A 19,697-nucleotide genomic window follows, 5' to 3' on the forward strand; every position below is an offset into this window, starting at 1 on the left:
CTTGTTCAATCAGGATACTCGTGTGGAAGTGGCTCCAGTGATGAGGAGTACCTCCCCGCAGCCCCCCCAAAGAACCGTTCAGATGTAGATCCCGTTCTCTTACGTTTCGTCTATACTCTCCGACGACGCATCGCCATCATTCCCAACTGTACCCAATGGAGAATCCGTGGTATACAACACCTTCCCCACTGGTACAAATTGTGCTGCCTTCTCCAAGTGAACATCCTGATCATCGAAGAAAATGTGTGGACGAAACGCCTTTAGGACCTTGGTCTTCTCCAACCCCCCCAAAAAGAAACACTCGTATACTTGCCCCAGAGTCAACCCAGACAGAAGGGAGAGGTTAGAATTTAGAGTGAAGACGAGGTGTTTATGATGCCGGGACGTAAGTGGACAGTGGACGAGAAGATGAACATCGTGCTCGAGGGCATGATGCCCGGTGCGAACATCAGCGAGGTATGTCGGCGGCATGGCGTGGCCCAGAGTCTGTATTACAGGTGGCGTGAAGCGTTCCTGGCTGGTGGACGGGCTGGACTTCAGTCCGGACCCTCTACGAGGGAGCAGGAGCTGGAGAAGGAGTTGCAGGAGGCTCGGGCTAAGATCGGTGAACTTACGATGCAGGTGGATGTGTTGCGAAAAAAATCGAATTGGGGCCGGAAGTAAATAGCCGTTCTTTGGTCTGTCAGCTCGCCAAAGAAGGGTTTCCGGTCCCAGTGATTGCAAAAGCGTTAGGGCTGAACCGGACGTACTGTTACAGCTTGCTGAAGCCGCCTGTGCCAAAGCCGAAGCGGCCTCCTGTGGACAAGGACGCTCTGGTCAAACAGTGGATTCGGAAACTGTGCGAAGAATTCCCCACGTACGGATACCGGCGAATCCAAGTCATGCTGCGTCGCCGATACAACCTGCGGGTGAACCATAAGCGGGTGTATCGGCTGATGAATGAAATGGAGCTGCTGGTGAAATCTCCGAGGAAGGGCGCTTCACGAGCGAAACGGCGAGGGAAGATACCGGTCACCAGGTCCAACGAGCATTTCCAGTGCGACATGACGAAGGTGTGGTGTGGGAAAGACGGATGGGGATATCTGTTTGCCGTGATTGACGCTTATGACCGGGAGTGTGTTTGTCAAGCGAAAAGTTGACCACTTTGCTAATCGAAAAGTTGACCACCCCTGGCGTAGCGAGTCTGGTGCCTGGCGGAGGCCTGACATCCTCGTCACAGCTGGGCTGCGGCTCGTCTTTGGCTCTCTCGGAACCGGTAGGATTCGCCTTCAAATAGCAGGATGTGGGAGTGATGGGTAAGTCGGTCGAGGAGGGCTGTCGTCAGCGTCGCGTCGTGGAACACGTCCGTCCATTTTGCGAACTCCAGGTTCGTCGTGATGAGGATGCTGCCCTTCTCGTAACGCTCGGCGCAGAACTGAAACAGCAGTGGCCCGCCTTGAGTTAAGGACACATACCCCAACTCGTCCAAGCAGACCAGGTCGTACTTGTCCCACGTCCGAAGGTATCTGGGCAGTCGGTACTCTGACTCTGCCTGTAAGAGCTCCTGGACCAGCTGCATGACGGTGATGAACCGCACTCTGTAGCCCGCTGAGATGGCGGCCAGCCCGATGGCTATCGCAATGTGCGTCTTGCCCGTTCCGCTAGCGCCCATGCAGATCACGTTTTCCTTGGCCCGAATGAAGTCTCCTACCGCCAGGTGCACAATCCGCTGCTTCTGCAGCGTCGGAATCGCGGTGAAATCGAACTCCTGCAGGGTCTTGTGGGCAGGAAACCGCGCCTGCTGGGTGTAGGCCTGCAGCCGACTGGCCTTCCTCGACTCAATCTCCTCGGCGAGGCAGGCGGCAAGGTACTGGACGGGGGAGTGGTTGTGCACTCCCGCCTCCCTTGCCAGCGCCGCGTACGCCTTGCGTAAGCCCGGCATCTTCAACTCCTTGCAGTAGATCTCCACCATGGCCGCGTGTACGTCGTCAGACATCAGTGGACCACCCCTTTCGTCAGTGCGTCGTATCTGGACGGATTGGGCTGCGCGAGGCGATACATTTGCAGACTGTCTGGCACGATGCCCGCGGATTCCGGTGAGGTGCGTAATAGATGCCGCTTGATCTGGTCGGCTGTAACGACATCCAGCCCAATTTCCTCAATCGCTCGCAGAATGTCCTCCGCTCGCCAGACCTGGTGCAGCATGAGGATGGCTACGAAGTCCTTGTATCCATCCGGTCTGCTGTTCGCCATCCGGACCCGGATGCGTTGGTACACCTCCGGTAACTGCCGGACGACCGCCGCGTGCGTGGCGGCATGTGGTTTGTAAGCCAAAACCGGCAGATAGTGTCCGAGGTCCATGATGGTCTGCTGACGCTCGTGGCTCCTGGGGTGGCTGGCCACCACCCGTTCCCTGTCGAGCACCTCAATCCGCTCGGCATACACCCTCAGCAGCAGCGTCTTGCCCACGTACATGCTGGGGACGGAGTAGCGGTTGTGGTCAAAGCTGACGAGACACAGCTTGTTCACCGTGACGGGCCGTGTGGTGGCGCAACAGTGAGGGCGCTCCGGCAGCACACGCAGCCCCGCCCGCTCTTGCTCCCAAGCGGACCACCGTTTGCCACGTTCCTTCTCGCACCACTGAAGAATCAGGTCGTTCAGGGCATCCAGGTCGGCCACGTCAGGAACGGGAACACACGTATGGCGGCGGACGTAACCAACGCCGTTTTCGACGCTGCCTTTCTCGTGTGGTTCACCGGGACGGCAGAATTCGCTGTCGAACAGGTAGTGGGCACGCAGGTTGGACAGAAGCACGTGCTCCTCGCGGGCGGGGCCAGCCAGGATCTTGGTAACCGCGCGGTTTTTGGGTTGTCGTAGCGAACACTGCGTGGCACGCCACCGAACCATTCGAATGCGCGGCGGTGACCCTCGAGGAACGCTTCAATCTTCTCCGTAGAGAAGGCACAGGCAAAGATGACGCCGCTGTACCGCAGCCGCATGACGAACAGGCTGACCTCCGTCTTCTTGCCGTTTATCTTCACAACGACTCGCCCGAAGTCGGCCTGCGCCAGCTCACCGGCATCCGAAGTAAGTGGGATATACGCCTCCTGCCTGCGTTTTCTCAGCCTGCTTACCCAGTACCGGACGGTGGATTCAGCCGCGGTGAACTCCTCGCCGTACTCCTCCTGCAGCCGCTCGTAGATTCTTGAGGACACATACCGCTGTTTCTTGGGGGCTCCCGCCTTCTCCTCCTCCTTAAGCCAGGACTCGATGACGGGGATCCATCGTTCCATAGCCGGGCGGGAGCGGGGTTTGGTCAACCGATACTTGGGGATATCAGCGTCGGCCAGCATCTTGCGCACTGTTTGTCGCGACACTTGGCATTGCCGGCTGATTTTACGTATCGACCACCCGTCCACATAGTACCGCTTTCTGATATACTCCTTGTCGACCATCTCGAGCACATTCCTTTCCTCCTGTCCCCCCAGAGTTCGGACCAAACTCCAGGGTACAGGAAAGAGGTGCCGGGGTGGTCAACTTTTTGGTTGTCAATGTACCCCCACGTGGTCAACTTTTACGTTAGCAAACACAGGGAGATTGTGGGGTACTCGTTTTCCCGGTTCTGCCGCACGGAGGACCTGCTGAAGGCTGTGGATATGGCGCTGAACTATCGCTTCCCGAACGGCGTTCAAGGTGCCGGTTTGACATTACGAACGGACAATGGCTGCCAGATGACGAGTCGACGGTTCATCGAAGCGATGAAGGTCTGCCAAATCAACCATGAGCGGACGGGATACAACAACCCCGATGCTGACGGATACATCGAGCGATTCTTCCGGTCGCTGAAGGAGGAGGAGGTCTGGCTGCAGGAATACAGCAGCTTTGCCGAGGCGAAAGCGGCGATTGAGTCGTACATTCGCTTTTACAACACGGACCGACCGCATTCCGCACTAGGTTATCGCTCGCCGTTGGAATTCAGAAATTGGAAAATGCAACAGGACGCAGCGTGAGACGGTTTTTATCTGAATTGCAAGTCTCTCATCTCTCTCTTAAAAGCCATCCCATCTGTCTTGACAAAGTCGGGTTCAATACGCTCCAAGTGGGGCGCTTGACCTCGTACCAGACGTAACGCAAGGTATCTTCCGGGATGCCGGTGATGTGGGACAGCTCCGCAAAAGACGACCAAACTCCGTCAAGAATGGCCTTACACTGTCCGAATTCCCGCTCCGACAGATTTGGGCAACCGTAGGCCAAGTAACGCAGGCGGTGCTGTAATTCGACAACAGGCCGATTCAGTTGTTCGGCAATGAGGTACAGCGGGCACCTCTTAAGGAAACCGTCGCAGAGGTCTTTATCCTCTCGGGTCGTCCAGGGCCGAGTGGAAGTTCTCTGTAGCATGGAGGTTCAGCTCCTTTCAGATGAGTGGTATCAGCTTCCGGCGGACAGGTGGTAGGCATGAACATCGAGCTGCGGCGGAGAATCGTCTTCACCCCGCCGAAGGGCATCGGTCGGCCGGTAGCAGTGTGCAAGAAAGTGCAACCCTTCCGAACAGGGCTCCCGTTCCAGCACGATGAAGGAATCACCGACATTCACAACACCCGACTGTACACAGTGGAGATTATCCGGTAGTCGTCGAATTTGCTCGCAAATCCACAAGGCGTCCAGTGGGGAAAAGACGGTGAGCGTCACGGGACCGTTCTGGGTGGTGACGGTGAGTTGGATGTATCGTGAATAAGGTAGGCGCATGGGGTCAGCCCATCCTTTCACATTGAAATCAAACGGAACTGACGTAGGTTCAGACACCAACTTATGTGGTAGTGGATGCAAACACATCGTCTTGCAATAAGGGATGCTTCATAATTGAATTCCGGAGATGGACGGCATCGGTGTGAATGTATATTTTCGTCGCTGTCAAATCGGCATGACCGAGTAACTCCTGGATTGTTGTCACATCCACACCTTGTTGCATGAGCAGGGTTGCATACGAGTGCCGCATTTTGTGAATGGTATAGCCCTTGCCCTCCAAACCGGCTAGTTTGATGTAACGTTCGAATAGTCTCCGAAGCGGCCAAGGTGTCAGGCGCCTCCCATTCACGCTTCGAAACACCGGTGTAAAGTCCGAAACATCTTGCATAGACTTAAACATTTCAAGGTCCCGTAGCAGTTGAGGAGGTAACGGAATTAGCCGATCTTTGTCACCTTTACCGCTGCGTACCTTCAAAGTCCCTTCACGGAAGTTAATGTCCCTCCACTCCAAATTGATCAGTTCTTGCCGCCTGATCCCCGTGAATGCAAACGTTTCAAGGATAAGCTTGTCTCTCAGCCACGTACGACTCCGCCCCTGTTGCATCGGTGCATTGAGCAGTTTTCGAAGCTCGTCGGCAGGGATGTATACGGGGAGCACCTTCTTCTTTTTGGGCGGAACGACTGGCAAGGCTGGGTTCTTAGAAATGTATTCCTGTGTGGTGGCATACTTAAAGAAGCTTCGCAGGCTGTTCAACTTTCTGCGTATGCTGTTTGGAGACAGATTGTGTTCCTCCGAGAGATAAACAACATAGTCCCGGATCATCGGCGTCGTGATGTTCTCAAGCTCAGGGTCGATGTTCTCCCTTGACAAGAACTCGAGAAAGTCGTGGAAATCTCGGCGGTAGGCAATCACCGTTGCCTTGGAAAAGTCTCGTTCGAGTCGGAGATATGAGGTGAACTTCTTGAAGACGTCTTCGAGGAGCATGTAACCTTCCCTCCATTTGCAGTCCGTAATTCGGACCCGTGATGGAGGTCAGATAAGTCGAAAGTGCATGTTTTCCCGACACCGTTGAGCCTCTGAACCTCAAGAAGTCTTGTCCCACAAGGGTTTTTCGGCTATTTGCTAATATGCAAAATACCTCGGCTTACAGGCTTGCTTCCCGTTTCGTTACATACCCTTTGGATAACCGCATCGCCATGTTTGTACAATGCGCATGGCGGTGCGGTTTCATACGTCGTAATCTTGCTAAACTTCAGCCGTGGCAGTGCTCTGAATAATCCGCAGCGACTTTCTGCACTTTTGACTTGCGAAAAACAACATAGGCGTGGTTATATCTAGGATATAGTAGAAAGTGGGGAGGGTTCGTATGACGACATCAAGTAGTGCGATCAACTCGGCAGACATCTCCCGCGCAATCGAACATTTGGTGGAGAAGTACAGCCCCAATGGCAACCGCATCGGATGGCTGATGATCGCTTCAATTTTTATTGAAGCGTGGGACCTGTACTCCATTTCGTTTGTCCTCGTATTTATTTCACAGATCTATCATCCTTCTTCATTGATGCTCGGACTCACCGCGGGCGCAACGCAGCTGGGGGCCCTGTTTGGCACCATTGGTGGTGGATGGCTGACCGATAAAATCGGGCGTCGAAAAGTGTTTTTGGCCACCATGATCATGTTCTTTGTCTTTGGCGTTGCGCAAGCGTTTGCACCGAACATGACCGTGTTGGCCATTCTCAGGTTTTTCCTTGGACTTCCGCTCGGCGCTGACATTGCGAACGGGTACACGTACATTATGGAATTCATGCAAAAGGGCAAACGGGAAGTCATGGGAAACCGGTGGCAGTTCATGTTCGCCGTTGGTGAAGTCGTTTCCATTGCTGTGGTTTTGCTCCTGATTATTAGCGGTATCAACAACGACACGCTGTGGAGGATCATCCTCGGCTTATCTGGGGTGCCAGCGGTTGTGCTGTTTATCCTACGTTACAACCTCCCAGAGACCGCAATTTGGCTGATCCAACGTGGGAAATTCCACGAGGCCAAGCAAATTGCCAAGGAGATCTACGGTGACCCGCTCGACATGTTGCCAGATGTCGATTATGACCTGCCGCGTCCAAAACTCAGCGACTTCCTGCGGGAAATTCGCAAGGATAAGATTCGGTGGCGGGCAAGCGTATTTTCATGGATCTCTGGGTTTTGCCAAAATGTGGAGTTCTCTACCTTCGCTTTTTATACGCCCGTGTTGCTGGTGATGCTGAATGTATCCGGGATTGTGCAAACGGACTTGATCACGCTTTGCTTGTACATTATTGCGGCGATTTCCGGTTGGGTTGGGCCACTGATCACACCCAAGATCGGGCAGCGCAAACTTAGTATCTATGGATTCGGCATCGTATTTATAGCCCTCGTGATTGGCGCGATTGCACTTTACACGAAGGCTACGGTGCTCCTTCCTCTCGTGATTGCCCTCATGCTTTGGGGACATTATTGGGATGCGGAAAACGGCATGACGATAGCATCCATGGTCGCCCCGCCAAAATACCGTGGAACCGCCAGCGGATTTTCGTACATGTTTGTTAAACTCGCGGGATTTTTGGGCATCTTCCTCTTCCCCTCCTTCTTCAGCGTTCTTGGGAAAGGCAATGCCACGCTGTTCGTTGCTATGTTTTCGCTCATCGGCCTTCTCGCATCTATTTTCATCTTGCCGGAAGTATATGGTTTTTCCGAATCCGAGCATACCGTTTCATAAGTTCATCGAGCACCAGGGGGCTTTCAGCCCCCCTGTCCTCGAAAACAACTGAGCGACACCAGACTGTGAAGCGCCAGCCCCATCAACCGATGGGGCTGGTGGTGTCGTGCAGACTTGCACCCACAAATCTTTGTCCTGACAGGGGTGCTGTCAAACTTGAGACGGAGAGCCATCATTCCAGAGGATCGTGTGCAGATCGACATGGGGTTGCCCGACCGGCGGTGTGACGGGATAAGTGGGACGACCGGGCGGAAGCACTTGGCGCTGCCGGTTGCCGTCGTGGAAACCGCCTCGGTAGCCGTATTTGGTTACCCAATAGTACAGACTCTCCATTTGGTCCCCGAGCAGCGTATTCCGGTCCAACAGGACCGGCCTCCAACGCACGTTCGTGCGATGCGTGATATCCAAGTGCAGACCCGGGACGACTTTGAGGCCCCTCTCCAGTGCCACCAGCTGCGCCAGTGAGGGGTTCATCAGCGCGTGCCAGCCAATGGGACGGAATGACGGGACGTGGACGCCGTAGGGCGGGAGGTTCATCCCGGAAGTAGTCAGTTCCGGCTCATTGCCCACGATGTTCATGTAGTAGTTGCCGATGTGCACCGAGTACATGCCTTCCAGCCTGCCCACGTACATGGACTGGTCATTGACCACAACGTGAGCCTTTCCGGCGCGAATCGGCGCCACAAAGGGATGGATCTCGTAGTTGTCCAGCGGCTGCAGCGTGTCGTGAAACACCGCGATCGGCGTCTCCGCCAGCTCGGCACCGATCGCAAACGCCACATTGTGCCCAACGAAGCGCGGGATGTGAATGTAAGGGATGTTCAGGCGTTCGAGCAACCGCGTGACTTTGGCCTCGGCGCCGTGCACGACCGGGATCAAGCGGTACCGGTCCTTCATTTGCTCCAGAAAGCGGCGCAGTGGCACCGTGTCGTGCGAGATGGACAGGACCAGGGTGACGTCCGGCTCCTTGACGGGCTGCGCACTGGGCTTCCACGTTTGCGTATAGGCGAGACGGGCGTAATAGGCGGATCGGTCCTGCAACCCGGGACCGAATCCGAACCTCGGTCCCTTTTTGTTCAACAGGTACGCGAACGCCTCCGTGGTGTCGCCGTGCATTCGCAGGTATGCGTAGGGCAGCTTGTCACCCGGCCGGGTCTGGTGCGCCTTGCGGGCGCGGTTTTTGTCCAAGACGTTGAACTGCGTCGGCACCGTGACGGTCAACCCTTCGTCTATGACGAGCGCAGTCGCGAGCAATGGGTTCGCCAACACCTCCTTACCGATGTGGTCCAATGCCTTCCTGCTGAAGGCATGCGGGACGGTGAGCACGTTCTCCAAACCGAGATCACGCCGGCCCAGACAGAGGTTGAGATAGTAGCGGGCGATGGATGGCGCGTCCGGTTTGGGGTGCCGAGCGCACCAATCAATGGCGTTGATGGCCATGTCGGAGCCGGACTCGATGTCTTCGATGAGCGGCATCAGTTCCTCCGCAGGAATCACAATGTCCGAATCCGTAAACAAGTAGATGTCCGCATCGGCAGCAAGCGCACCCAGCGCTCTAGGCACGTCATTTCCCAACGGCATGTCGTACGAAAGCACCTTGGCGCCCATCGATTTGGCGATTTGCCCGGTACCGTCCGTGGAGCCGTTCTCCACAACGATGAGTTCGTCTGGCTGGAGCTTCAGCAGTTCCGTCAGGACCGGGCGTATGGTGTCCGCCTCGTTCGAGGCGGGTACCACGATGGCGAGTCGTTTCGTTGTATCCCTATGAATGGATCTCATCCCCATACTCCTCCACATTTTCATGATGGTTGGGCCTCCTTTCGATACCACTTGCCTTTCGATACCAATCGATGGTCTTCCGGAGGCCGTCCTCCAGTGTCACCCTCGGGTGAAAGTTCAGCAACTGGCGCGCGCGTGTGGCATCCGGGACGCGCCGAGAGACGTCCTCGTGTCCGGGTCCAAAGACGTGTTCGTAGGGCACGTGCACGATGGCCGACCGGGATCCCGACAGTCGGATGATGGTCTTGGCCAACGCATTGATGCTGACTTCATCTTCCGTGCCGACGTTGATCACGGCCCCATTTGCCGACGGCGCAAGCGCCGCAACCGTGGCCCCGACGCAGTCGCTGACATAGGTGAAGCTTCTCGTTTGCTCTCCCGTACCGTGGACCTGAAGCGGTTCATTGTTCAACGCGCACCGGATGAAGGACGGGATGACATTTGCGTACCGGCTCTGGTTTGCCCGCGGGCCGTAAATGTTGAAGTAACGCAGAATGGTGACGGCAAGGCCGAGCTTGGCATAGGCCAGGCTCAGGTATTCGTCGAGCGTCTTGGTGGTGGCATAACACCAGCGGTCTGCGTGAACGGGGCCGAACACCCTCGGACCGTCTTCCCGGAACGGGATCTGTTCGGATCGCCCGTACACCTCCGATGTCGAGGCAAGCACGAGTTTTTTCCCATGTTCGTAACAGGCTTCGACGACATTGTCCGTACCCATAATGTTGCTGTGTATCAGGTCGATGGGATTCTCGATACAATTCTTGGTACCGACCACGGCCGCCAGATGGAACACGGCATCGTGTTCTTTCACCAGCGAATTCACCAGTTTCGCGTCGAGGACGGTGCCGCACACAAACGAAAAGCGATCGTACGCCTTGAGGTCGTCGATGTTCCGCGAACTCCCGGTGGACATATTGTCCAAGACGGTGACGGTATGTCCTGAGCGAAGGAGGTGTTCGGCCAAATGTGAACCGATAAAGCCGGCCCCTCCGGTAACCAGCAGCTTCATCTCGCGCAGCTCCTCTCACAAGGTGTGAACGTTCGGGCTCTTGGTCTTGTAAACCCCTCGGCAGTCGAGCACGTTCCGCGCATGCTTTTGGATCAGTTCGTAATCGACATTGGAGTGGTCCGTGAGAATCGCCACCACGTCGAAGCTGGAAACCGTCTGCGCGGTGAGGGGCGTGGACCGCTGTTCCTGCCCGCAGACGCGAATCTCGGGCACGAGCGGGTCATGGTAAGCCGTCGTCGCCGATCGCTGGGCCAGCTCTTCCAATACCCGCAGCGAAGCGGATTCGCGCGTGTCATTCACGTCGCGCTTGTACGTGACACCCACAATCAACACTCGCGGTTGCTCGACATCGCTCAGGCTCACAATCCGCTCCGCCACAAATGCGGGCATGAAGTGGTTGATCTTGTTCGCCGCATCGACGAGGTCCAGGGTGCAACGAGATCGGTCCGCATACCACTTCAGGTACATCGGGTCCACGGGAATACAGTGCCCGCCGACACCAGGTCCCGGATAGTAGGGAACAAACCCGTAGGGTTTGGTTGCGGCGGCGGCAATGGCCTCCCATAAGTCGAGTCCGGTTTGATGGCATAACACCGCGAGTTGATTCATCATCGAGATGTTGATGAAGCGCTGCGTATTCTCCAAGAGTTTGGTGAACTCCGCAACGCGCGTGGACGACGTCGGAACCACTTGTTCGAAGACGAGGCGGTACAGGTCCACCGCCCGTTCGAGCGACGCCTGCGTGACTCCGCCAACCACTTTTGGAATGCGCCGGAGATCAAACGTCTCACCGGGATTGATGCGTTCCGGTGAGTAGGCGACATAGAAGTCTTCACCGGCGCGCATGCCGTATGTCTCCAGAATCGGAATCAGGATTTCTTCCGTCGTGCCTGGAAATGTGGAACTCTCCAGGACGATCAACTGCCCTTTCGACAGGTGTCTGGAGATCGACTTGGCGGCCTCCAAGATGTAGGTCAAATCCGGTGCCCCGCGGTCATTGAGCGGGGTCGGTACACAGATGAGAACCGCGTCGGCTCCCGCAATCCGGCCTATGTCCGTCGTGAAGGAGATCCGACCGGCCCAGAGAAGGGATTGCAGGGATTGATCCGGTACATCGGCAATCGGACTTTTGCCCGCATTCAGCTCCTGAACCTTGCGTGCATCGATGTCGATGCCCACCACGTGAACCCCGCTACTCGCAAACGCCACTGCCAACGGAAGCCCAACAAAGCCCTGTCCAACAACACACACGCGCTGGAACACGTGGTCGCCCATGACTTGTCCTCCCTTCGGTTGAGTCCGTCCAGCATATGACCAAGCTCACCGAAGGGTTTGGTCACGTGTTCCATAGACAAGCAAATGTGCGTTTACACCCGGAAACAGAGAACCCGCAAGGCGTTGCGCCTTGCGGGTTCGGGCGAAGCCATCCTGCCTCTTACGCCGCGAGCGTCTCCTTTCCGAGTTTCAGGCGGCGCAGCAACAGGCTGTTGGATACCACGGTGAGGGAACTGAGGGCCATGGCGGCACCCGCGATGACCGGGTTGAGCAGGCCCAACGCTGCCAGGGGAATGCCGAGGACGTTGTAGAAGAACGCCCAGAACAGGTTTTGTCGTATCTTGCGTAGGGTCGCTTTGGACAGGTGCAGGGCATCGACGACGCCTTGCGTACGACCGTGCATCAGGGCGATGTCCGCCGCTTCCAACGCTACATCGGTGCCCGTACCCATGGCGATCCCGATGTCCGCCGCCGCCAACGCCGCTGCGTCGTTGAGGCCATCGCCGACCATGGCGACCACTCGCCCGTGCCTGCGAAGCTCATCCACTTTGGCCGCTTTGTCGGCCGGCAGGACGCCCGCCATCACGTTCGTGATCCCCACCTGTCGTGCAATGGCCTCTGCCGTGCGTGCCTGATCTCCCGTTATCATCCAAACCTCGATCCCCATGTCTCTGAGTCGTTTTACCGTGTCGGCGGCGTCCGGTTTAAGGGTGTCGGCGATCGCGACGGCCCCTAATAGCTGGCCTTCCCGGGCCACCAGCACTGCCGTCTTGCCAGCCTGCTCAAACGTCGCCAACACAGGATCGGGGACGGTGAGGCCTTGCTCAAGGAACCACGTGCGGTTCCCGACCCGCACTGTAGCCCCGTTCACCACACCCCGGACGCCCCGGCCGGGCACCGCCTCCACATCGGAGGCGGCAGGGATGTTCACACCTTGCTCCCGGGCGTACGTCACCACCGATTGGCCGATCGGGTGCTCACTCTGCGCCTCCAGTGCCGCCGCAGCCGCTAGGAGCTGTTCGCGCGCCACGCCCTCCACCGTCTGCACATCGGTGACCACTGGCTTGCCGAGGGTGAGCGTCCCCGTCTTGTCGAACACCACCGTATCGACTTGGCGGGCTCGTTCCAGATGTTCTCCGCCCTTGAAGAGGATGCCTGACTCTGCCCCCAGGGCGGTGCCGACCATGATGGCGGTCGGGGTCGCGAGTCCTAACGCACACGGGCAGGCGATCACCAGCACCGCGACGGCGGCGAGCAGGCCGTGGGTCCAGTTACCGAACGCGCCCCACGTCAGCAGTGTGAGCACCGCTACCCCGAGGACGGCCGGGACAAAGACGCCGGAGATGGTATCGGCCAACCGTTGCACCGGTGCCTTCGATCCCTGTGCCTGATCCACCAGCCGCATGACCTGCCCCAAGGCGGTGTCCCGGCCGACCTTTGTCACCCGCATCAGGAAGGCGCCCGTCTGGTTGATGGACGCGCCGACGACCGGATCGCCCGGCCGTTTGGTGGCCGGCATCGATTCGCCGGTGAGAAACGACTCGTCCACCGATGTTATGCCTTCTTCGATCACGCCGTCCGCCGGCACCTTTTCACCCGGGCGCACACGGACGAGATCCCCCACGCGCAGGGCCTCGACGGGTACGTCGGTCTCCACGCCATCTCGCAGCACATGTGCGAACTTGGCGCCGAGCTTGGCCAGGGACTCGATGGCAGCGCTTGCCTTCGCTTTGGCGCGGGTCTCCAGCAACTTGCCCAGGAAGATGAGCGTCACCACGGTGGCCGAGCTGTCAAAGTACACGTCGGGCCGTCCCATGACCGTCAGGATGGCGCTGTACACATACGCGACGCTGGTGCCCAGCGCCACCAATACATCCATGTTTGCAGCCCCGCCTCGGAGGGCGCGGTACGCACCTTTATAAAAGCGCCATCCGACGTAAAACTGGACAGGAGTGGCGAGCAGCCACGAGACCCCATACGGCAGAAAGGGGCGGCCGCCGAACAGCATCACCAACATCTGCAGGACGAGGGGAAACGTCAGGATCGCGGAGAACCAGAACTTGGCCAGGTCTCTGCGGTACGCCTGAGTCTTGCGCTGTTCGTCAGCCCTGTCCGCCGCCTCGGCGGCCAGCGTTGCACCGTATCCCGCCTTTTCGATGGCCCGGATGAGGTCATGCTCATCGATCACGCCGGGGACATAGGTCACGTGCGCCCGCTCCGATGCCAGGTTGACGTGGACCGACCGAACGGCGTCCAGTCGCCCGACGACTTTCTCAATGCGCGCAGCGCAGGCGGCGCACGTCATGCCTGTGATGTTCAGGTCCAGCTCCCGCACCGGAACCGAGTAACCCGTCTTTTCAATCCTTGCGACGACTTCCGTCCAAGGCGTCGATGCGTCGAGGACCACACGGGCCCGCTCCGACGCCAGATTGACGTTCACCTGCTGGACGCCGGGCAACTTCGCGACGTTCTTCTCAATCCGGGCGGCGCAGGCGGCGCACGTCATCCCCTCGACGGGCAGCGTGATCTCTTTCACTTCACCCATGCGCTCACCTCCCGCATCCGTTCAGGAACGGGTGAATTGGCGGATGACGTCCATCAGTTCATCAATCTTTTCATCGCCCTGGTCTCGGTTGGCCAGGGCGACCGCTACGCACCCACGGGTGTGGGATTCGAGAATGGTGAGTCCGACCTGATGCAGAGCGCTCTTGATGGCTGAGATCTGCACCAAGATGTCCACACAATAACGGTCTTCTTCGATCATCCTCTGGATGCCGCGCACTTGACCTTCAATGCGCCGCAGACGGCGTAAGAGGTCGTCCTTGTGTGGGGTGTAGCTGTGTCCGGTGTGATCGGGGCACATGGGTCAACCCTCGCCTTCGTACTCTCTACGAACACCATACCCCCGTATCGTATCGATGTCAATATCCGCTCACGCATAGAGTGCCCAAATGTGGTTCATCACTGGGCAAATGTCATCCACTGCTTCCGCAATAATTGCTCTGCGTCCACTTGCCGAAACCAGACGAGCCGTACATCATGACCACTGACATTCCATTCACTGGGAGCGACGATGTGAGGGGGGCCGGCGGTAATTCACGGCCCCGCTAAAACCGAGCATTTCATTACTTTTGAAATTGGCTCATGAAGTTGCTGCAGGCTTGAATCATCGCTTGACCCTGGGGCGTGGTCAGCGCTTGTTGCATCGTTTGTTGACCTTGTGCTGACGGCGTGTTTGTCTGCGTGATGCTGGAGGCAAAAGAATTCGAAAGTGCTACACTGCCACTCGCCATTCCCAGAGCGAGTACAGGCAGCACCCAAAGCGCCTGCTTCAACATGTCAACCACTCCCTTCCGACGGAAAGATGGTGAACGTGGTGCCCGGCTGCGTTGTGACCGCCTGCATCGACACGCATGAACTGCACATCACCCCGCCATGCCTGAGGATCCATATTTTGTTCCACTTCAAAGCCTACACCGCCGCTCGATAACCCTGGAGGCACAAAGGGATGGTCTTTTCTGTGCAACTTGAACCATGTCAGAATCCGCAGGAACGGCCTTGACAGAACGCTGGTACACCCTCGACGGGTGTTGTCAAAGGGAACTATGCGTCGTAGCATATGCCCCGCGCCATAGATATACCTCTATGGGTATTTAAGGCGAGGGTGAACCTGCGACCAACGTGATCGACATCCATTCGCTGGATGTGTACGAGCGCCTGGAAACGAGGCCAGACTCTGCAGTTCATCGATGTCTGGGAGCCGGGCGAAGTGGCATCCGGGAAGATTCCAGGCGCCAAAAAGCATCTCCATGGCCATACCTACCGGGTGCAGGTTGGGATTTTCGGCAGTCCGGATGGCCGGGGCATCGTCATGGACTTTCATGATACCAAGGAGATATGGAAGAAGCATTGAACCCGTTTTGGATCATTCCTATCTGAACGACGTGCTGCCGCCGATGAATCCGACGGCAGAAAACATGGTCTACTGGTTGTATCAAACCTTTCAACGATACACGCCGCAAGGCGTGGCGGTGAAGTTCGTCCGCCTTCACGAAACACCGAACTGTGATGCCGAATTTCGGGCCGAGTGGGATCATTAACCGCCGCGTATTCACAATCTTGGTACATTCTCCAGCGTGTGTGGCTTCCTCCCCCTTTCCGGGAGGAGCTAAAATCGGCTTTGGAGGCGGTTGGATCGGACGGAAGGAAGGGGGCGATAGGTACCATGACGCACAGACATGGACACAATGGTGCTCACGGGAGACACAGCCATTCCCATAGCGGGATTGACGCGGCGCTGGCGGACAACCGGGACGCGACCAAGGTGCTGCTCATCTCCTTGCTGGGGTTGTTGGTCACCGCAGTCATTCAAGGAGTCATCGCCATCTTGTCCGGGAGTGTCGCTCTGTTAGCCGACACGATTCACAATTTTGGCGACGCCTTGACGTCCGTCCCACTGTGGTTTGCATTTCGGGTCAGCCGTCGCAAACCCACCAAACGGTTCTCTTACGGTTTCAACCGAAGTGAGGACCTGGCAGGCCTGTTCATCGTGGTGGCCATCTCGGTCAGCGCGGTCGTTTCCGGATATGCTTCCATCGAACGCCTGGTGCACCGCACGCACCCTGACCATCTGTGGGCGGTCGCGGCAGCCGCCGTCGTCGGGTTCCTGGGCAATGAGCTTGCGGCCTGGTTCCGCATTCGCATGGGGAATAAGATGGGAAGTGCTGCGCTCGTGGCAGATGGTCACCACGCGCGCATCGACGGCATCACGTCGTTGGCTGTGCTGCTCGGCGTCGTGGGCACTTGGCTGGGGTACCCCATTGTCGATCCCATCGTGGGTCTGATTATCACCCTGATGATCGTTCTGATTGTCAAGGACGCTGCCGTGACGGTGTTCACCCGCCTGTTGGACGGCATCGAACCGGAGACGATTGACCAAATCAAGCGGTCGGCGCTGTCCGTTCACGGGGTGCTCCAGGTGACCGACGTGCGCGCGCGTTGGTGCGGCCACCGGATCCACGCGGAACTGAGCATCGGCGTCGATGGTCAGCTGACGGTGACGGAGGGTCACCAGATCGCCAAGCATGTGATTCATCAATTGCAGTTGGACGTGGCACACTTGGCGCATGTCGAGGTACATGTGGATCCCACGGATGAGTTGGGCGCGAACCATCACGTGCTGCAGCGAATCGGTTGAGGGCCAAGGCCGGGAGGGCGCGCTCCCTCGCTAGCATCGCGAGCTGCAGCGTACGCCAGGCAAGAATCAATCCCCGCAGCAGGCACGTGGCTGCGGGGATTCTTGACGAAAGTCTCTACCTGTTTCCACGACGGGATCGGATGGCCCAGACAGGGATGGATCACGCCGTGTAGTGGGCAAGCGTGTCCGTGAGCACGGGAACGACCTGCTTCTTGCGCGAGACCACACCCTTGAGGACGGCCCGGTTGTGATCGAGGGTGACACCATAGGCGACCTCGACGGCTTGTGCCGCGCGGCCGAGGGCGATGGCCACGGAGTCGTTGTTCAGGATGTCCGTGATGACGAACACGAACAGATCGAGCCCTTTCGCGTCGATGGTTCGCTGGATGGCCGCCTCCACGTCCGCCTGCCGCTCGAGGACATCGTTCGGATCGACTGTGTTGACCTGCGCAATCTCGACCTTGTAGGCGCCCATCTGAAATTCCTTGGCATCGAGGGTCAACAGCTCCTCGACGGATTTGTCGCGCACGTTCGCGCCCGCTTTGAGCATGTCCAGGCCGTACGATTCGAGGTCCAACCCGGCGATGGAGGCCAACTCGCGTGCGGCCGCGATGTCCTGCTCCGTGCAGGTGGGCGACTTGAGCAAGAGTGTGTCGGAGATGATGGACGATGCCATCAGGCCGGCCATCTCCTTGCTGACCGGGACGCCGTGCTCCTTGTACAGCTTGTTCAGGATCGTCGCCGTGCAGCCCACAGGCTCTGCCCGGTAATACAGAGGTTGGCTGGTCTCGAAGTTGGCGATGCGGTGGTGGTCAATCACCTCGACCACCTGCACCTCTTCGATGTCGGGGGCGCTCTGTTGGCGCTCGTTGTGATCGACCAGGATCACCTGTTTGGCCTCTCCGGAGACCCCCTCCACCAGGCGCGGCGGTTGCACACCGAAGTGATTCAGTACAAACCGCGTCTCTGCGTTCAATTCGCCGAGGCGCACGGGCTCTACCGAGGCGCCGAGCTTCGTCTTCAGGTCGGCGTAGACCAATGCGGAACAGATGGAATCCGTATCCGGGTTCCGATGTCCGAAGATCAGTACCTTGTCCACGGTCATCCTCCTCATTCGCTTTCCGGCAATATCATACCAAAAGAGGAGAGACAAGCGGGAGCCGGAAACACCGATTCCCCTTGGGGAAACGCCTCGTGTCAACGGCTCACTGCACCGCTATCTTGCAGAGGATGAACCAAGCCTATGCGCTGCGTTAAGATAGCAGGAGAACGTCCGGATCGATGGCGGTGAGGCATCATGGATACGTACAGAGTCCTGGTGGCAGACGACAACGATCGCGCACGCCGTGCGGTGTGCACGTGGTTGACCCGCGAGGATCGGTTTCATGTGGTGGCGGAGGCTGCAAACGGGGCGGAGGCCGTCCGCTTGACCCGGTTGCATCATCCGGATCTGGTGTTGATGGACCTGCGCATGCCCGGCATGGACGGATTGGAGGCGACCCGTTGCATCAAACGGGATCGGCCCGAGATCACGGTGGTGTTGTTGAGCGTATCCGACGATCCAGCGGATCTGTTCGAGGCAGTTCGCGCTGGCGCGCAGGGGTACCTGGTGAAACGGATGCACCCGGAGGACTGGATCGCCTACCTGTTGCGCGTGATGGATGGAGACGGTCCGCTTCCGCGGGAGATGGCTTTGCGCCTGTGGTCCTCCTTTCGGCCGGCGGCTCTGGACGGACTTGGGGCAGCCGGATGGGGAGAGGACAGGACACCGGGGTTGGAAGAGCCCTTTGGCGACCGTCTGGACTTGGTCCGCGGGGACAAGCTGACGGCACGGGAACTGGAAGTCCTCCGGCTCGTGCGTACGGGCGCAACCAACCGGGAAATTGCGGACGCCCTCTTTATCTCCGAGAACACCGTAAAAAACCATATCAAAAACATTCTCGCGAAGCTCCAGTTGCACAACCGCGTGCAGTTGGCGGCTTACCGGGTGCCGTTGGGGGAGTAGGCGGATACACGTCCACAACGCATGCCTCTCGTCGGGAGAAGCGGCCCCGGGTCCAAGGGCCGGCCCGCCAGGAGCACAGTCGCGTCACCCCGGTTTGACGACGCGAACGGCGGTTCCCGGCGACGCGGGTTCAATCACCAGACGCGCACCGATCTCTTGCGCCCGGCTCGCCATAATTTGGATGCCGTAGTGTCCCACCCCTGCGGAGGGCTGAAAGCCTCGTCCATCATCTTGCACGCGGAACGCCCAACCTCCGGACGGGGTGGATTCCAGTGCGACCAGTACGCGTTTCGCACCGGCGTGCTTTTTCACATTGGTAATCGCCTCTTGGGCGATGCCAAACAGCTGTACCTCTTCAGCGGGCGGCAGATGAACGGATGGATCCATCCGGACCTCCCAGCGGATGTCTTGGGCCCAGAACGTCTGGGTGAGCAGTGCCTGCAGGCGGCTGTGGAGGTCAGGGCCGTCGTCCAGAGGCCGCCGCAGATGAAAGATCACCTGGCGAACGTTGTCATCCACTTCCCGCAGCGCGACCCGGATCTCTCTCCACGCCTCCTCGACCGCAGCGCTGTCCGCCTCTGCACCAGAAATAGATTGATGCAGGGCTTCCAGTTGGATCCCGATGGAGAATAACGTCTGGGCAATCTGGTCGTGCAGCTCGCGCGCCAACCGTTCCCGTTCTTCCATCACCGCCCGGGCTGCGCGCTCTCGGGCGAGCGACAGCGTAGCTGCTTCGAAACGCCGGAACAATCCTTGCGAGAACAAGGCGATGACGACGGCGGTGAGCAGAGCCATCAGCCAGTTGCCTCTCGACATCGAGACGTACGGGAGGCCGAACCGGTGACGAATCAGCTCAGCGGCGAGGACGATCACCGCGGGACCCAGGACCAGCGTGATCTGGTAATACCGAAATGGCATGAGACACCCGTCCTTCGACAAAACGACCTTACTTCCTCT

General features: G+C 58.1%; 21 protein-coding genes. 8 read left to right on the forward strand and 13 right to left on the reverse strand.

Annotated features, from left to right (window positions below):
* Positions 1-99: 99 nt before the first annotated feature.
* A complete protein-coding gene (locus N687_RS25235; protein ID WP_081841611.1) occupies positions 100-471 on the reverse strand; it encodes a 5'-nucleotidase in 372 nt (123 codons plus the stop codon).
* On the opposite strand from N687_RS25235, the gene N687_RS0100265 reads away from it, so the two are divergent.
* Positions 376-663 carry a transposase gene (locus tag N687_RS0100265; RefSeq protein WP_012810849.1) on the forward strand — a complete coding sequence of 96 codons (288 nt, stop codon included), beginning with the start codon at positions 376-378 and terminating at the stop codon, positions 661-663. The genes N687_RS25235 and N687_RS0100265 overlap by 96 nt on opposite strands.
* A 50-nt stretch (positions 664-713) precedes the next feature.
* Complete coding sequence (locus N687_RS0100270) at positions 714-1,139, forward strand: IS3 family transposase (RefSeq protein WP_197029169.1); 426 nt, start codon at positions 714-716, stop codon at positions 1,137-1,139.
* Positions 1,140-1,213: 74 nt separating this feature from the next.
* On the opposite strand, the gene istB is transcribed toward N687_RS0100270, so the two are convergent.
* From istB to istA, 3 genes are read right to left on the reverse strand one after another with little or no spacing between them, the layout of a single operon-like run.
* On the reverse strand, positions 1,214-1,975 hold the full coding sequence (gene istB / locus N687_RS0100275; RefSeq protein WP_029419961.1) for an IS21-like element helper ATPase IstB: 762 nt from the start codon (positions 1,973-1,975) through the stop codon (positions 1,214-1,216).
* On the reverse strand, positions 1,975-2,658 hold the full coding sequence (locus tag N687_RS24260) for a Mu transposase domain-containing protein (RefSeq protein WP_197029170.1): 684 nt from the start codon (positions 2,656-2,658) through the stop codon (positions 1,975-1,977). The genes istB and N687_RS24260 overlap by 1 nt, the downstream gene beginning before the upstream one ends.
* Positions 2,637-3,434: an IS21 family transposase gene (gene istA, locus N687_RS24265; RefSeq protein ID WP_231493559.1), complete on the reverse strand. Its 798-nt coding sequence runs from the start codon at positions 3,432-3,434 to the stop codon at positions 2,637-2,639. The genes N687_RS24260 and istA overlap by 22 nt, the downstream gene beginning before the upstream one ends.
* A gap of 96 nt (positions 3,435-3,530) precedes the next feature.
* On the opposite strand from istA, the gene N687_RS0100285 reads away from it, so the two are divergent.
* Complete coding sequence (locus N687_RS0100285) at positions 3,531-3,989, forward strand: integrase core domain-containing protein (RefSeq protein ID WP_231493560.1); 459 nt, start codon at positions 3,531-3,533, stop codon at positions 3,987-3,989.
* Between the two features lie 797 nt (positions 3,990-4,786).
* Here the strand turns inward: N687_RS0100285 and N687_RS0100300 are convergent.
* A complete protein-coding gene (locus N687_RS0100300) occupies positions 4,787-5,710 on the reverse strand; it encodes a tyrosine-type recombinase/integrase (RefSeq protein ID WP_029419964.1) in 924 nt (307 codons plus the stop codon).
* Positions 5,711-6,092: 382 nt separating this feature from the next.
* Here N687_RS0100300 and N687_RS0100305 point away from each other — a divergent pair, with 382 nt between their 5' ends.
* Positions 6,093-7,475, forward strand: coding sequence for an MFS transporter (locus N687_RS0100305; RefSeq protein WP_029419965.1), 1,383 nt, complete (start codon positions 6,093-6,095; stop codon positions 7,473-7,475).
* A 150-nt stretch (positions 7,476-7,625) separates the two neighbouring features.
* Here the strand turns inward: N687_RS0100305 and N687_RS0100310 are convergent, their stop codons facing one another.
* From N687_RS0100310 to N687_RS0100335, 6 genes are all read right to left on the reverse strand, one after another.
* Positions 7,626-9,254, reverse strand: a complete 1,629-nt coding sequence (locus tag N687_RS0100310) for a glycosyltransferase family 2 protein (protein ID WP_029419966.1) — start codon at positions 9,252-9,254, stop codon at positions 7,626-7,628.
* The gene (locus N687_RS0100315) at positions 9,238-10,263 is read right to left on the reverse strand and encodes an NAD-dependent epimerase/dehydratase family protein (RefSeq protein WP_081841031.1); all 1,026 of its coding nucleotides are present in this window, start codon (positions 10,261-10,263) and stop codon (positions 9,238-9,240) included. The genes N687_RS0100310 and N687_RS0100315 overlap by 17 nt, the downstream gene beginning before the upstream one ends.
* Before the next feature lie 15 nt (positions 10,264-10,278).
* Positions 10,279-11,538 (reverse strand): nucleotide sugar dehydrogenase, encoded by a 1,260-nt coding sequence (locus N687_RS0100320; RefSeq protein ID WP_029419968.1) that lies wholly within the window; start codon positions 11,536-11,538, stop codon positions 10,279-10,281.
* Positions 11,539-11,698: 160 nt separating this feature from the next.
* On the reverse strand, positions 11,699-14,083 hold the full coding sequence (locus tag N687_RS0100325) for a heavy metal translocating P-type ATPase (protein WP_029419969.1): 2,385 nt from the start codon (positions 14,081-14,083) through the stop codon (positions 11,699-11,701).
* Between the two features lie 21 nt (positions 14,084-14,104).
* Positions 14,105-14,401 (reverse strand): metal-sensitive transcriptional regulator, encoded by a 297-nt coding sequence (locus N687_RS0100330; protein WP_029419970.1) that lies wholly within the window; start codon positions 14,399-14,401, stop codon positions 14,105-14,107.
* Positions 14,402-14,663: 262 nt separating this feature from the next.
* Positions 14,664-14,876, reverse strand: a complete 213-nt coding sequence (locus tag N687_RS0100335) for a hypothetical protein (protein ID WP_029419971.1) — start codon at positions 14,874-14,876, stop codon at positions 14,664-14,666.
* Between the two features lie 365 nt (positions 14,877-15,241).
* Between N687_RS0100335 and N687_RS25015 the strand changes: the two genes are divergently transcribed.
* From N687_RS25015 to N687_RS0100345, 3 genes are all read left to right on the forward strand, one after another.
* The gene (locus tag N687_RS25015) at positions 15,242-15,451 is read left to right on the forward strand and encodes a 6-carboxytetrahydropterin synthase (protein ID WP_269320476.1); all 210 of its coding nucleotides are present in this window, start codon (positions 15,242-15,244) and stop codon (positions 15,449-15,451) included.
* Positions 15,452-15,494: 43 nt separating this feature from the next.
* Positions 15,495-15,638 (forward strand): 6-pyruvoyl trahydropterin synthase family protein, encoded by a 144-nt coding sequence (locus N687_RS25020; protein ID WP_269320510.1) that lies wholly within the window; start codon positions 15,495-15,497, stop codon positions 15,636-15,638.
* A 125-nt stretch (positions 15,639-15,763) separates the two neighbouring features.
* Entirely contained in the window at positions 15,764-16,735 is a 972-nt protein-coding gene (locus tag N687_RS0100345) for a cation diffusion facilitator family transporter (RefSeq protein ID WP_051662819.1), read from the forward strand.
* 160 nt (positions 16,736-16,895) lie between these two features.
* Here N687_RS0100345 and N687_RS0100350 read toward each other — a convergent pair whose 3' ends face one another.
* Positions 16,896-17,834 carry a manganese-dependent inorganic pyrophosphatase gene (locus N687_RS0100350; protein WP_029419973.1) on the reverse strand — a complete coding sequence of 313 codons (939 nt, stop codon included), beginning with the start codon at positions 17,832-17,834 and terminating at the stop codon, positions 16,896-16,898.
* Between the two features lie 198 nt (positions 17,835-18,032).
* Here N687_RS0100350 and N687_RS0100355 point away from each other — a divergent pair, with 198 nt between their 5' ends.
* Positions 18,033-18,740, forward strand: a complete 708-nt coding sequence (locus N687_RS0100355; protein WP_029419974.1) for a response regulator — start codon at positions 18,033-18,035, stop codon at positions 18,738-18,740.
* Between the two features lie 84 nt (positions 18,741-18,824).
* Here N687_RS0100355 and N687_RS0100360 read toward each other — a convergent pair whose 3' ends face one another.
* Positions 18,825-19,658: a sensor histidine kinase gene (locus N687_RS0100360; protein WP_035461955.1), complete on the reverse strand. Its 834-nt coding sequence runs from the start codon at positions 19,656-19,658 to the stop codon at positions 18,825-18,827.
* Between the last annotated feature and the right edge of the window lie 39 nt (positions 19,659-19,697).

It is taken from the genome of Alicyclobacillus macrosporangiidus CPP55 (assembly GCF_000702485.1).
Classification (GTDB): Bacteria; Bacillota; Bacilli; order Alicyclobacillales; family Alicyclobacillaceae; genus Alicyclobacillus_H; species Alicyclobacillus_H macrosporangiidus_B.